Consider the following 13,688-nt stretch of genomic DNA (forward strand, 5'->3'; position numbering starts at 1 on the left):
TAATTCATTGAGCATCAAACTTTTAAATTGAAGAGTTTGATCATGGCTCAGATTGAACGCTGGCGGCAGGCCTAACACATGCAAGTCGAACGGTAACAGGAAGCAGCTTGCTGCTTTGCTGACGAGTGGCGGACGGGTGAGTAATGTCTGGGAAACTGCCTGATGGAGGGGGATAACTACTGGAAACGGTAGCTAATACCGCATAACGTCGCAAGACCAAAGAGGGGGACCTTCGGGCCTCTTGCCATCGGATGTGCCCAGATGGGATTAGCTAGTAGGTGGGGTAACGGCTCACCTAGGCGACGATCCCTAGCTGGTCTGAGAGGATGACCAGCCACACTGGAACTGAGACACGGTCCAGACTCCTACGGGAGGCAGCAGTGGGGAATATTGCACAATGGGCGCAAGCCTGATGCAGCCATGCCGCGTGTATGAAGAAGGCCTTCGGGTTGTAAAGTACTTTCAGCGGGGAGGAAGGTGTTGAGGTTAATAACCTCAGCAATTGACGTTACCCGCAGAAGAAGCACCGGCTAACTCCGTGCCAGCAGCCGCGGTAATACGGAGGGTGCAAGCGTTAATCGGAATTACTGGGCGTAAAGCGCACGCAGGCGGTCTGTCAAGTCGGATGTGAAATCCCCGGGCTCAACCTGGGAACTGCATTCGAAACTGGCAGGCTAGAGTCTTGTAGAGGGGGGTAGAATTCCAGGTGTAGCGGTGAAATGCGTAGAGATCTGGAGGAATACCGGTGGCGAAGGCGGCCCCCTGGACAAAGACTGACGCTCAGGTGCGAAAGCGTGGGGAGCAAACAGGATTAGATACCCTGGTAGTCCACGCCGTAAACGATGTCGACTTGGAGGTTGTGCCCTTGAGGCGTGGCTTCCGGAGCTAACGCGTTAAGTCGACCGCCTGGGGAGTACGGCCGCAAGGTTAAAACTCAAATGAATTGACGGGGGCCCGCACAAGCGGTGGAGCATGTGGTTTAATTCGATGCAACGCGAAGAACCTTACCTACTCTTGACATCCAGAGAACTTTCCAGAGATGGATTGGTGCCTTCGGGAACTCTGAGACAGGTGCTGCATGGCTGTCGTCAGCTCGTGTTGTGAAATGTTGGGTTAAGTCCCGCAACGAGCGCAACCCTTATCCTTTGTTGCCAGCGGTTAGGCCGGGAACTCAAAGGAGACTGCCAGTGATAAACTGGAGGAAGGTGGGGATGACGTCAAGTCATCATGGCCCTTACGAGTAGGGCTACACACGTGCTACAATGGCGCATACAAAGAGAAGCGACCTCGCGAGAGCAAGCGGACCTCATAAAGTGCGTCGTAGTCCGGATTGGAGTCTGCAACTCGACTCCATGAAGTCGGAATCGCTAGTAATCGTGGATCAGAATGCCACGGTGAATACGTTCCCGGGCCTTGTACACACCGCCCGTCACACCATGGGAGTGGGTTGCAAAAGAAGTAGGTAGCTTAACCTTCGGGAGGGCGCTTACCACTTTGTGATTCATGACTGGGGTGAAGTCGTAACAAGGTAACCGTAGGGGAACCTGCGGTTGGATCACCTCCTTACCTTAAAGAACCTGCCTTTGTAGTGCTCACACAGATTGTCTGATGAAAAACAGCAGTAAAAAACCTCTACAGGCTTGTAGCTCAGGTGGTTAGAGCGCACCCCTGATAAGGGTGAGGTCGGTGGTTCAAGTCCACTCAGGCCTACCAAATTTTTGCTGATGCTGCGTTGCGGCGACACTCACATACCTGAGTATGCTTCGTGTCACCACGCCTTGCCTCAACAAAAATTACCGGTACAGAGGTGACTACGATGGGGCTATAGCTCAGCTGGGAGAGCGCCTGCCTTGCACGCAGGAGGTCTGCGGTTCGATCCCGCATAGCTCCACCATCTTTTACTGCGAACACAAGAAAACTTCAGAGTGAACCTGAAAAGGTGCACTGCGAAGTTTTGCTCTTTAAAAATCTGGATCAAGCTGAAAATTGAAACGACACACAGCTCATGTGTGTTCGAGTCTCTCAAATTTTCGCAATCAGAAGTGAAACATCTTCGGGTTGTGAGGTTAAGCGACTAAGCGTACACGGTGGATGCCCTGGCAGTCAGAGGCGATGAAGGACGTGCTAATCTGCGAAAAGCGCCGGCGAGGTGATATGAACCTTTGACCCGGCGATGTCCGAATGGGGAAACCCAGTGTGTTCCGACACACTATCGTTAACTGAATACATAGGTTAACGAGGCGAACCGGGGGAACTGAAACATCTAAGTACCCCGAGGAAAAGAAATCAACCGAGATTCCCCCAGTAGCGGCGAGCGAACGGGGAGCAGCCCGGAGTCTGAATCAGCTTGTGTGTTAGTGGAACGGTCTGGAAAGTCCGACGGTACAGGGTGATAGTCCCGTACACGAAAATGCACATGCTGTGAACTCGAAGAGTAGGGCGGGACACGTGGTATCCTGTCTGAATATGGGGGGACCATCCTCCAAGGCTAAATACTCCTGACTGACCGATAGTGAACCAGTACCGTGAGGGAAAGGCGAAAAGAACCCCGGCGAGGGGAGTGAAAAAGAACCTGAAACCGTGTACGTACAAGCAGTGGGAGCACCTTCGGGTGTGACTGCGTACCTTTTGTATAATGGGTCAGCGACTTATATTCTGTAGCAAGGTTAACCGTATAGGGGAGCCGAAGGGAAACCGAGTCTTAACTGGGCGTTAAGTTGCAGGGTATAGACCCGAAACCCGGTGATCTAGCCATGGGCAGGTTGAAGGTTGGGTAACACTAACTGGAGGACCGAACCGACTAATGTTGAAAAATTAGCGGATGACCTGTGGCTGGGGGTGAAAGGCCAATCAAACCGGGAGATAGCTGGTTCTCCCCGAAAGCTATTTAGGTAGCGCCTCGTGAACTCATCTTCGGGGGTAGAGCACTGTTTCGGCTAGGGGGCCATCCCGGCTTACCAACCCGATGCAAACTACGAATACCGAAGAATGTTATCACGGGAGACACACGGCGGGTGCTAACGTCCGTCGTGAAGAGGGAAACAACCCAGACCGCCAGCTAAGGTCCCAAAGTCATGGTTAAGTGGGAAACGATGTGGGAAGGCACAGACAGCCAGGATGTTGGCTTAGAAGCAGCCATCATTTAAAGAAAGCGTAATAGCTCACTGGTCGAGTCGGCCTGCGCGGAAGATGTAACGGGGCTAAACCATGCACCGAAGCTGCGGCAGCGACGCTTATGCGTTGTTGGGTAGGGGAGCGTTCTGTAAGCCGTTGAAGGTGTGCTGTGAGGCATGCTGGAGGTATCAGAAGTGCGAATGCTGACATAAGTAACGATAAAGCGGGTGAAAAGCCCGCTCGCCGGAAGACCAAGGGTTCCTGTCCAACGTTAATCGGGGCAGGGTGAGTCGACCCCTAAGGCGAGGCCGAAAGGCGTAGTCGATGGGAAACAGGTTAATATTCCTGTACTTGGTGTTACTGCGAAGGGGGGACGGAGAAGGCTATGTCAGCCGGGCGACGGTTGTCCCGGTTTAAGCATGTAGGCGGAGGTTCCAGGTAAATCCGGTACCTTATTAACGCTGAGGTGTGATGACGAGGCACTACGGTGCTGAAGTGATAAATGCCCTGCTTCCAGGAAAAGCCTCTAAGCATCAGGTAACACGAAATCGTACCCCAAACCGACACAGGTGGTCAGGTAGAGAATACCAAGGCGCTTGAGAGAACTCGGGTGAAGGAACTAGGCAAAATGGTGCCGTAACTTCGGGAGAAGGCACGCTGATATGTAGGTGAAGCCCCTGCGGGCGGAGCTGAAATCAGTCGAAGATACCAGCTGGCTGCAACTGTTTATTAAAAACACAGCACTGTGCAAACACGAAAGTGGACGTATACGGTGTGACGCCTGCCCGGTGCCGGAAGGTTAATTGATGGGGTTAGCGGCAACGCGAAGCTCTTGATCGAAGCCCCGGTAAACGGCGGCCGTAACTATAACGGTCCTAAGGTAGCGAAATTCCTTGTCGGGTAAGTTCCGACCTGCACGAATGGCGTAATGATGGCCAGGCTGTCTCCACCCGAGACTCAGTGAAATTGAACTCGCTGTGAAGATGCAGTGTACCCGCGGCAAGACGGAAAGACCCCGTGAACCTTTACTATAGCTTGACACTGAACACTGGTCCTTGATGTGTAGGATAGGTGGGAGGCTTTGAAGCGTGGACGCCAGTCTGCGTGGAGCCGCCCTTGAAATACCACCCTTTAATGGCTGGTGTTCTAACGTAGACCCGTGATCCGGGTTGCGGACAGTGTCTGGTGGGTAGTTTGACTGGGGCGGTCTCCTCCCAAAGAGTAACGGAGGAGCACGAAGGTTGGCTAATCCTGGTCGGACATCAGGAGGTTAGTGCAATGGCATAAGCCAGCTTGACTGCGAGCGTGACGGCGCGAGCAGGTGCGAAAGCAGGTCATAGTGATCCGGTGGTTCTGAATGGAAGGGCCATCGCTCAACGGATAAAAGGTACTCCGGGGATAACAGGCTGATACCGCCCAAGAGTTCATATCGACGGCGGTGTTTGGCACCTCGATGTCGGCTCATCACATCCTGGGGCTGAAGTAGGTCCCAAGGGTATGGCTGTTCGCCATTTAAAGTGGTACGCGAGCTGGGTTTAGAACGTCGTGAGACAGTTCGGTCCCTATCTGCCGTGGGCGCTGGAGAATTGAGGGGGGCTGCTCCTAGTACGAGAGGACCGGAGTGGACGCATCACTGGTGTTCGGGTTGTCATGCCAATGGCACTGCCCGGTAGCTAAATGCGGAAGAGATAAGTGCTGAAAGCATCTAAGCACGAAACTTGCCCCGAGATGAGTTCTCCCTGAGACTTTAAGTCTCCTGAAGGAACGTTGAAGACGACGACGTTGATAGGTCGGGTGTGTAAGCGCAGCGATGCGTTGAGCTAACCGATACTAATGAACCGTGAGGCTTAACCTTACAACGCCGAAGCTGTTTTGGCGAAGAGACAGACACGATTTTCAGCCTGATACAGATTAACAGAATTTGCCTGGCGGCTTTAGCGCGGTGGTCCCACCTGACCCCATGCCGAACTCAGAAGTGAAACACCGTAGCGCCGATGGTAGTGTGGGGTCTCCCCATGTGAGAGTAGGGAACTGCCAGGCATCAAATTAAGTAGTAAGCCGGTGCATTAATCCGGTGGTTACAGAAGTATTCGGTGGAGCGGTAGTTCAGTCGGTTAGAATACCTGCCTGTCACGCAGGGGGTCGCGGGTTCGAGTCCCGTCCGTTCCGCCACTTATTAAGACATTAAGCCTGCCCTTTCGGCAGGCTTAATGGCAAAAACTCTAGGGGCGTAGCTCAGTTGGTAGAGCACCGGTCTCCAAAACCGGGTGTCGCGAGTTCGAGTCTCTCCGCCCCTGCCATATAGAATCCTTTGCTTCGGCAAAGGATTTTTTTTTGCCTGCAAAACAGCTCAACACCTTCCTGAAGAATAAGCAGCCTGCGTTTCCGCAGGCTTTTGCGTTAATCCAGTATGCTGGTTTTTAACAGATCTTTTATCTGCGACTGCTTATCGCTGTTTTGCAGCCAAATGGCATACAGCGGCCTGGAGAGAGTTGTCGAATCGGTGACAACATGGAGTGCGGGTTTATTATCCGCCCAGCGAACAGGTAACCATGTACAGCCTTTCAATGCGGGAAGATGCTGGCATGCGATCTCCGCAGAGCTTGTCGTGAGTTGCGGGATATCATCGCTGGCAATTAACCCCGTCTCGTGCTGCTGAAAATCAGGCCCCCATTCCAGGCGTAAATAATTCAGGTCGGCCTTCATCATTGCAGGCTCGGATGCATAGAGCGCCAGGCTAAACTGTCCAACAATCTGGCTGCTAAATTCGTCCATCTTGGGCGCTTCTGTGGTGATCAGGAGATCAAGCTGCCGCTCGTGGAGTTGCTTAACCAGCGACTGGCGTTGCGCAATCCTCGCCTCAAATTGCAGATGGTTGTGTGAGCGATATAGCCGCATAAGCCACTGGCTGAGCATGCATTCCCATAGTGAAGCGCTGGCACCGATCGAGAATTCATTATGCCGGGAGGTGTGCGCAACCTCCTTCCGCGCTGCCTGCCAGGTATTCATCAGGGTTTCTGCATAAGGCAATAGCTTTTCACCGGCCGGGGTTAAACGAATATTGTTGCGATGGCGGGTAAAAAGGTTCACACCCAGTTGATTTTCCAGCTGTCGAATACGAAAACTGACTGCTGACTGCGTCAGGTAGAGGGCTTCAGCTGCTCGCCCAAAGTGTCGCGTTCTGCTCACTTCGAGGAAAGTTTTTAGCAATTCCGTATCCACATCTTTCTCCGCAAAATTATTTGTCGTTATGATTTAAATGTTTTGTTTTACACTCTGTCAAGCGTAACTAATACTCCGCGCCATAAATAGCTCGGCCAAAGAATTAGGAGCGTGTAGGATGGCGGAAAGCTTTACGACGACTAATCGTTTTTTCGACAATAAACATTATCCGCGCGGGTTCTCTCGTCACGGCGATTTCACTATCAAAGAAGCTCAACTTCTTGAGCGCCATGGTTATGCCTTTAACGAGCTGGATCTGGGTAAACGTGAACCGGCAACCGAAGATGAAAAACAGTTTGTCTCTGTTTGCCGTGGTGAGCGTGAGCCGCAGTCTGATGCAGAACGTGTATGGATCAAGTATATGGCTCGCATTAAGCGTCCTAAGCGTTTCCATACGCTGTCTGGCGGCAAGCCGCAGATGGAAGGTGCAGAAGACTACACCGAGTCTGACGATTAAGAAGAGAAGGGGCTACGGCCCCTTTTTTTTACGCCAGCATTTTTTGCAGATGCAACAGCAGCCGATCGATCGCACGGTAACTTAATGCCTCCTGCAAATGCCGCCTCTCTATTCCGGGGCAGCCTTCCACGTCGGCGACCGTGCGCGCAACTTTCAACAAACGCTGCCACGCGCGAATGGATAGCCCAAACCGCGTCAGTGTCTCTTCCAGCCAGCCCGCATCTTCAGCGTTGAGAGAACAAAACTGTCGGATCCCGCTGTTATCCAGCCGGGCATTCAGCCTGTTCTGACGAACATACTGCCGCGCCTGCGCCGCAATAACCCGTTCACGCACAGCTGCTGAGCTTTCGCCTTTGATACCGGTTTGCCTCAGCAGACCGGGCGGGGGCAGGGGGATCTCGAGAGATAAATCAAAACGGTCGAGGAAGGGGCCGGACAGCTTACTTAGATAGCGCAGCGTCTGCTCCGGCGTACAGCGGTTATGATTGCCCTGATAATGACCCGTAGGGCTAGGGTTCATCGCGGCGACCAGCTGAAACTGCGCAGGGTAGCTTAATTTGGCCCGTGTACGAGACAAATGGATTTCGCCGGATTCAATCGGCTCCCGCAATGCATCCAGCACGCGGCGTTCAAACTCTGGCAATTCATCCAGAAACAGAATGCCGTTGTGCGCCAGTGAGATTTCACCCGGCCCGGGGATCGAACCCCCGCCCACCATCGCGGTAAGAGACGCACTGTGGTGTGGAGAGCGGAAGGGACGGCGGCGCCACTGTTTATGCAGCGACGTAGAACTGACCAGGCTAAATATCGCGGCGCTTTCCAGCGCTTCGTGATTATTGAGGGGTGGCAACAGGCCGCTCAATCTGCTCGCCAGCATCGTTTTCCCCGTGCCTGGCGGACCTATCAGTAACAGGTTATGCCCACCCGCGGCCGTTATCTCTAACGCTCGTTTACCCTGTTCCTGACCCATAATATCGCTGAGATCCTCGGGCGAATCTGGCGCCACCTCGTCATTCTCCTGCGGCTCGGCAAGCTCGTGTCGGCCTTCCAGCCAGGCGCAAACCTCCTGCAAATGTCCCGCGACAAGACATCCCTTTTCGGCGATAAGGCTTACTTCAGAGGCATTTTCACTGGCCACAATGATTTGTCTTCCCGCGCGTATGGCTTCAAGCGCACCCGAGATTGCTCCGGGAACGCCTCTTAACGCGCCTGTAAGCGCTAATTCACCCACGAACTCGCACGAGCTTAGCCCTGGCGTATTGAGCTGTTCAGAAGCCGCGAGAAGCGCTATAGCAATAGGTAAATCATATCGCCCTCCCTCCTTTGGCAAATCGGCGGGCGCAAGGTTGATGGTGATCTTCTTCGCCGGAAAAGCATAACCGCTATTAATAATTGCGCTGCGCACGCGATCCCTCGCCTCTTTAACGGTCGTTTCTGGTAAGCCGACCAGCGTCAGTCCGGGCAGTCCATTACTTAAATGAACCTCTACAGAAATAAGCGGTGCCTTCACGCCGATGGCCGCGCGTGTATAAACAACTGACAGTGACATAAGCCCTCCTTGGCGGTGACTATGCCAGCATCATTTTTTCCTGTTTAGCGCTAATTCACTGAATTACGGCGCTCGTTCCAGCCTTTTAGCGCCTAAATGTAATCATTACATGTCGGTGGAATCGGCCTCGCAGAAAAGGAATCATGCGCGCCTTGCCTGATGAAACAGGACAAAAAAAATGAAAAATCTTCATTTCTATTTTTTCCCTATATAAAACAACGATTTTGAAAGAAATAGTTCGCCTGCTACAGAAACAGGTCATAAAAAAATCTTGTGTCAGATGAAATATCTGTGGTAACTCTTTAGGTATTCCTTCGAACAAGATGCAAAAAGAACTGAAAATGACAGCCCTTCTACGAGTGATTAGCCTGGTCGTGATTAGCGTGGTGGTGATTATTATCCCACCGTGCGGGGCTGCACTTGGACGAGGAAAGGCTTAGAAATCAAGCCTTAACGAACTAAGACCCCCGCACCGAAAGGTCCGGGGGTTTTTTTATGACTAAAAAACGGAAATGAGGAGCAGAGAATGACAAGTAGCACAAAATTCTGTTTCTCCCGATTTATGACGGGGAACTAACTATGAATGGGGCACAGTGGGTAGTACATGCGTTGCGCGCGCAGGGAGTCGAGACAGTATTCGGTTATCCGGGTGGCGCAATTATGCCGATTTACGATGCACTGTATGACGGCGGCGTGGAGCACCTGTTGTGCCGACACGAGCAGGGCGCAGCGATGGCCGCCATCGGTTATGCCCGTGCCACCGGTAAAACCGGTGTCTGTATGGCGACCTCAGGTCCGGGCGCAACGAACCTGATCACCGGTCTGGCTGATGCACTGCTGGATTCTGTTCCCGTTGTTGCCATCACCGGACAGGTTGCCTCTCCGTTCATCGGCACCGATGCCTTCCAGGAAGTGGATGTGCTCGGTTTATCGCTGGCCTGCACCAAACACAGCTTCCTCGTTCAGTCTCTCGAAGAGCTGCCGCGGGTGATGGCCGAAGCGTTCGAGGTTGCCAGCTCTGGCCGTCCTGGCCCGGTTCTGGTTGATATCCCGAAAGATATCCAGGTTGCACTCGGCGATCTGGAACCGCATTTCTCTACCGTGAAAAGCGATGATGCGTTCCCGCATGCACAGGTGGAAGAGGCGCGTCAGATGATGGTGCAGGCCAAACAACCGATGCTGTACGTTGGTGGTGGCGTAGGTATGGCGCAGGCGGTTCCTGCCCTGCGCGAATTTATCGCGGCAACGCAAATGCCTGCCACCTGCACGCTGAAAGGGTTGGGTGCGGTAGATGCTGATTACCCCTACTATCTGGGCATGCTGGGGATGCATGGTACCAAAGCGGCAAACCTGGCGGTGCAGGAGTGTGACCTGCTCATCGCCGTCGGCGCCCGTTTTGACGACCGCGTCACCGGCAAGCTGAACACCTTCGCGCCAAACGCCAAAGTGATCCATATGGACATCGACCCGGCGGAGATGAACAAACTGCGTCAGGCGCATGTCGCGTTGCAGGGCGATCTTAACGCGCTGTTACCGGCCCTGGAGCAGCCGCTGGATATTAACCCATGGCGTCAGCACACCGCCGATATGCGCGCTGAACACGCCTGGCGTTACGACCACCCCGGCGAGGCCATCTACGCGCCGCTGCTGTTGAAGCAGTTGTCCGACCGTAAGCCCGCCGACAGCGTGGTGACGACCGATGTCGGCCAGCATCAGATGTGGTCTGCCCAGCACATGACCTACACCCGTCCGGAAAACTTCATCACGTCCAGCGGGTTAGGGACGATGGGCTTCGGTCTGCCAGCCGCCGTTGGTGCACAGGTTGCCCGCCCGAACGATACCGTTATCTGTATCTCCGGTGACGGCTCCTTCATGATGAACGTTCAGGAGCTCGGCACCGTGAAGCGCAAGCAGTTACCGTTGAAGATCGTGTTGCTCGATAACCAGCGTTTAGGGATGGTTCGCCAGTGGCAACAGCTGTTCTTCCAGGAACGTTACAGTGAAACCACCCTGACCGATAACCCCGATTTCCTCACCCTGGCCAGCGCCTTCGGCATTCCTGGCCAGCACATCACCCGTAAAGACCAGGTTGAAGCGGCACTCGACACCATGCTGTCAAGCGAAGGCCCATACCTGCTTCATGTCTCAATCGATGAGCTTGAGAACGTCTGGCCGTTGGTACCGCCCGGTGCCAGTAACTCACAAATGCTGGAGAAATTATCATGATGCAACATCAGGTCGCCGTGCAGGCTCGCTTCAACCCGGAAACATTAGAACGCGTTTTGCGTGTGGTGCGTCATCGTGGTTTTCAGATTTGCTCTATGAATATGGAAACGGCCACCGACGCGCAAAACATCAGTATCGAATTAACCGTTGCCAGCCCGCGGCCGGTCGACTTACTGTTTAGTCAGTTATCAAAACTGGTAGACGTTGCCCATGTTGCCATCTGCCAGAGCACAACCACATCACAACAAATCCGCGCTTAAGCGTGACAGGACGAAAAAATGACGACAAAAAAAGCTGATTACATTTGGTTCAATGGTGAGATGGTTCGCTGGGAAGACGCGAAAGTTCACGTGATGTCCCACGCGCTGCACTACGGCACCTCCGTGTTTGAAGGGATCCGTTGCTACGACTCTCACAAAGGACCAGTGGTGTTCCGCCACCGTGAACACATGCAGCGTCTGCATGACTCAGCCAAAATTTATCGTTTCCCGGTCTCCCAAAGCGTTGATGAGTTGATGGAAGCCTGCCGCGAGGTGATTCGCCAGAACAAACTGACCAGCGCCTATATTCGTCCGCTGGTCTTCGTGGGTGATGTCGGCATGGGCGTCAACCCGCCCGCTGGCTATAACACCGATGTGATTATTGCTGCGTTCCCGTGGGGCGCCTACCTGGGCGCGGAAGCACTGGATCAGGGGATCGACGCAATGGTTTCTTCCTGGAACCGCGTGGCGCCAAACACTATCCCGACTGCGGCTAAAGCGGGCGGTAACTACCTGTCCTCACTGCTGGTCGGCAGCGAAGCGCGCCGTCACGGTTACCAGGAAGGTATCGCGCTGGATGTGAATGGCTACATCTCCGAAGGTGCGGGCGAAAACCTGTTTGAAGTAAAAGACGGCATTCTGTTCACCCCGCCGTTTACCTCGTCCGCGCTGCCAGGCATCACCCGTGACGCCATCATCAAGCTGGCAAAAGATCTGGGTATCGAAGTGCGCGAGCAGGTGCTGTCCCGCGAATCCCTGTACCTGGCTGACGAAGTGTTTATGTCCGGTACCGCGGCTGAAATTACGCCGGTGCGTAGCGTCGATGGCATTCAGGTGGGCGAAGGCCGCTGTGGCCCAGTGACCAAACGCATTCAGCAAGCGTTCTTTGGCCTCTTCACCGGCGAGACAGAAGATAAATACGGCTGGTTGGATCAGGTTAATCACTAAATATAAATTTGGGACGGCACGCACCGTCCCATTAAATAGTCAGACGGGAGTAAATAAAGCATGCCTAAGTATCGTTCAGCCACCACCACCCACGGCCGTAATATGGCGGGTGCCCGCGCACTGTGGCGCGCCACCGGAATGACCGACGCCGATTTCGGCAAGCCAATTATCGCCGTGGTGAACTCCTTCACCCAGTTTGTGCCGGGCCACGTACACCTGCGCGATCTCGGTAAGCTGGTTGCCGAGCAAATCGAAGCCTCCGGCGGCGTGGCGAAAGAGTTCAACACCATTGCGGTGGATGACGGTATCGCAATGGGCCACGGAGGGATGCTCTATTCGCTGCCGTCGCGCGAGCTGATCGCCGACTCGGTGGAGTATATGGTTAACGCCCACTGCGCCGATGCGATGGTCTGTATCTCCAACTGCGACAAAATCACCCCGGGGATGCTGATGGCCTCCCTGCGTCTGAACATTCCGGTGATCTTCGTTTCCGGCGGCCCGATGGAAGCGGGGAAAACCAAGCTTTCCGACAAAATCATCAAGCTCGACCTGGTCGATGCGATGATCCAGGGCGCGGACCCGAAAGTCTCTGACGAGCAGAGCGACCAGGTGGAACGCTCCGCGTGCCCGACCTGCGGCTCCTGTTCCGGGATGTTCACCGCCAACTCCATGAACTGCCTGACCGAAGCGCTGGGCCTGTCTCAGCCGGGCAACGGCTCGCTGCTGGCGACCCACGCCGACCGTAAGCAGCTGTTCCTTAACGCGGGCAAGCGCATCGTTGAGCTGACCAAACGCTACTACGAGCAGGACGATGCCAGCGCGCTGCCGCGCAACATCGCCAGTAAAGCGGCGTTCGAAAACGCCATGACGCTGGATATCGCCATGGGCGGCTCCACCAACACCGTTCTCCACCTGCTGGCCGCCGCGCAGGAAGCTGAAATCGACTTCACCATGAGCGACATCGACAAGCTCTCCCGCAAAGTGCCGCAGCTGTGTAAAGTCGCGCCGAGTACCCAGAAGTACCACATGGAAGATGTCCACCGTGCGGGTGGCGTGATTGGTATTCTCGGCGAGCTGGATCGCGCCGGGCTGCTTAACCGCGACGTGAAAAACGTGCTCGGCCTGACGCTGCCGGAGTCGCTGGAGCAGTACGACGTGATGCTGACCAAAGACGACGCGGTGAAAAACATGTATCGCGCCGGTCCGGCGGGCATCCGTACCACCCAGGCGTTCTCGCAGGATTGCCGTTGGGACACGCTTGATGACGATCGCGCCGAAGGCTGCATTCGCTCGCTGGAACATGCCTATAGCAAAGACGGCGGCCTGGCCGTGCTGTACGGTAACTTTGCGGAAAATGGCTGTATCGTGAAAACCGCTGGCGTGGACGACAGCATCCTGAAATTCACCGGTCCGGCAAAAGTGTATGAAAGCCAGGACGAAGCGGTAGACGCCATCCTCGGTGGCAAAGTGGTGGAAGGCGACGTGGTGGTCATTCGCTACGAAGGACCGAAAGGCGGTCCCGGCATGCAGGAGATGCTCTACCCGACCACCTTCCTGAAATCGATGGGCCTCGGCAAAGCCTGCGCGCTGATCACCGATGGTCGTTTCTCCGGCGGCACGTCTGGTCTCTCCATCGGCCACGTCTCCCCGGAAGCGGCAAGCGGCGGCAATATCGCGATCATCGAAGATGGCGATCTGATTGAAATCGACATTCCAAACCGCGGCATTCAGCTGAAGTTGAGCGACCAGGAGATTGCGGGCCGTCGTGAAGCGCAGGAAGCCCGCGGCGACAAAGCCTGGACGCCGAAAGATCGCCAGCGCGAAGTCTCCTTCGCCCTGCGCGCCTACGCGAGCCTTGCAACCAGTGCAGATAAAGGCGCGGTGCGCGATAAATCTAAACTGGGGGGCTAAC

General features: G+C 54.6%; 9 protein-coding genes, 4 tRNA genes and 3 rRNA genes. 14 read left to right on the plus strand and 2 right to left on the minus strand.

Translation table 11 applies throughout. The features are described 5' to 3' along the window. Positions 1-24: 24 nt before the first annotated feature. From AM329_RS18905 to AM329_RS18935, 7 genes are all read left to right on the plus strand, one after another. Positions 25-1,566 (plus strand): 16S ribosomal RNA (locus tag AM329_RS18905). 70 nt (positions 1,567-1,636) lie between these two features. After that, positions 1,637-1,713: transfer RNA gene (locus AM329_RS18910), tRNA-Ile, on the plus strand. Between the two features lie 105 nt (positions 1,714-1,818). Then, positions 1,819-1,894, plus strand: a tRNA-Ala gene (locus tag AM329_RS18915). Between the two features lie 170 nt (positions 1,895-2,064). Further along, positions 2,065-4,969 (plus strand): 23S ribosomal RNA (locus AM329_RS18920). 69 nt (positions 4,970-5,038) lie between these two features. Further along, positions 5,039-5,154 (plus strand): 5S ribosomal RNA (gene rrf / locus AM329_RS18925). Together the 16S, 23S and 5S rRNA genes with 4 tRNA genes alongside form the textbook arrangement of a ribosomal RNA operon. A 55-nt stretch (positions 5,155-5,209) precedes the next feature. Then, a tRNA-Asp gene (locus tag AM329_RS18930) sits at positions 5,210-5,286 on the plus strand. A gap of 52 nt (positions 5,287-5,338) precedes the next feature. Further along, a tRNA-Trp gene (locus AM329_RS18935) sits at positions 5,339-5,414 on the plus strand. 100 nt (positions 5,415-5,514) lie between these two features. On the opposite strand, the gene hdfR is transcribed toward AM329_RS18935, so the two are convergent. Continuing rightward, positions 5,515-6,336, minus strand: a complete 822-nt coding sequence (gene hdfR, locus AM329_RS18940) for an HTH-type transcriptional regulator HdfR (protein WP_003860190.1) — start codon at positions 6,334-6,336, stop codon at positions 5,515-5,517. A gap of 118 nt (positions 6,337-6,454) precedes the next feature. Between hdfR and AM329_RS18945 the strand changes: the two genes are divergently transcribed. Next, on the plus strand, positions 6,455-6,793 hold the full coding sequence (locus tag AM329_RS18945; protein ID WP_006808641.1) for a DUF413 domain-containing protein: 339 nt from the start codon (positions 6,455-6,457) through the stop codon (positions 6,791-6,793). Between the two features lie 28 nt (positions 6,794-6,821). On the opposite strand, the gene AM329_RS18950 is transcribed toward AM329_RS18945, so the two are convergent. Beyond that, positions 6,822-8,342, minus strand: coding sequence for a YifB family Mg chelatase-like AAA ATPase (locus tag AM329_RS18950; RefSeq protein ID WP_032608557.1), 1,521 nt, complete (start codon positions 8,340-8,342; stop codon positions 6,822-6,824). 341 nt (positions 8,343-8,683) lie between these two features. On the opposite strand from AM329_RS18950, the gene ilvL reads away from it, so the two are divergent. The 6 genes from ilvL to ilvD all read left to right on the plus strand — a co-directional run bounded on the left by ilvL (position 8,684) and on the right by ilvD (position 13,687). Beyond that, positions 8,684-8,782: an ilv operon leader peptide gene (ilvL, locus tag AM329_RS18955; RefSeq protein WP_001311244.1), complete on the plus strand. Its 99-nt coding sequence runs from the start codon at positions 8,684-8,686 to the stop codon at positions 8,780-8,782. A gap of 86 nt (positions 8,783-8,868) precedes the next feature. Continuing rightward, positions 8,869-8,919: a peptide IlvX gene (gene ilvX, locus AM329_RS26145; RefSeq protein WP_192930497.1), complete on the plus strand. Its 51-nt coding sequence runs from the start codon at positions 8,869-8,871 to the stop codon at positions 8,917-8,919. A 2-nt stretch (positions 8,920-8,921) separates the two neighbouring features. Further along, a complete protein-coding gene (gene ilvG, locus AM329_RS18960; protein WP_032608559.1) occupies positions 8,922-10,568 on the plus strand; it encodes an acetolactate synthase 2 catalytic subunit in 1,647 nt (548 codons plus the stop codon). Beyond that, complete coding sequence (gene ilvM / locus AM329_RS18965; RefSeq protein WP_003860184.1) at positions 10,565-10,828, plus strand: acetolactate synthase 2 small subunit; 264 nt, start codon at positions 10,565-10,567, stop codon at positions 10,826-10,828. The genes ilvG and ilvM overlap by 4 nt, the downstream gene beginning before the upstream one ends. Positions 10,829-10,846: 18 nt before the next feature. Beyond that, on the plus strand, positions 10,847-11,776 hold the full coding sequence (gene ilvE, locus AM329_RS18970; RefSeq protein WP_003860182.1) for a branched-chain-amino-acid transaminase: 930 nt from the start codon (positions 10,847-10,849) through the stop codon (positions 11,774-11,776). Between the two features lie 60 nt (positions 11,777-11,836). Further along, on the plus strand, positions 11,837-13,687 hold the full coding sequence (gene ilvD / locus AM329_RS18975; protein ID WP_032608561.1) for a dihydroxy-acid dehydratase: 1,851 nt from the start codon (positions 11,837-11,839) through the stop codon (positions 13,685-13,687). Position 13,688 lies beyond the last annotated feature (1 nt).

The organism is Enterobacter cloacae complex sp. AR_0002 (assembly GCF_001922365.1).
Taxonomy (GTDB): Bacteria; Pseudomonadota; Gammaproteobacteria; order Enterobacterales; family Enterobacteriaceae; genus Enterobacter; species Enterobacter hormaechei_C.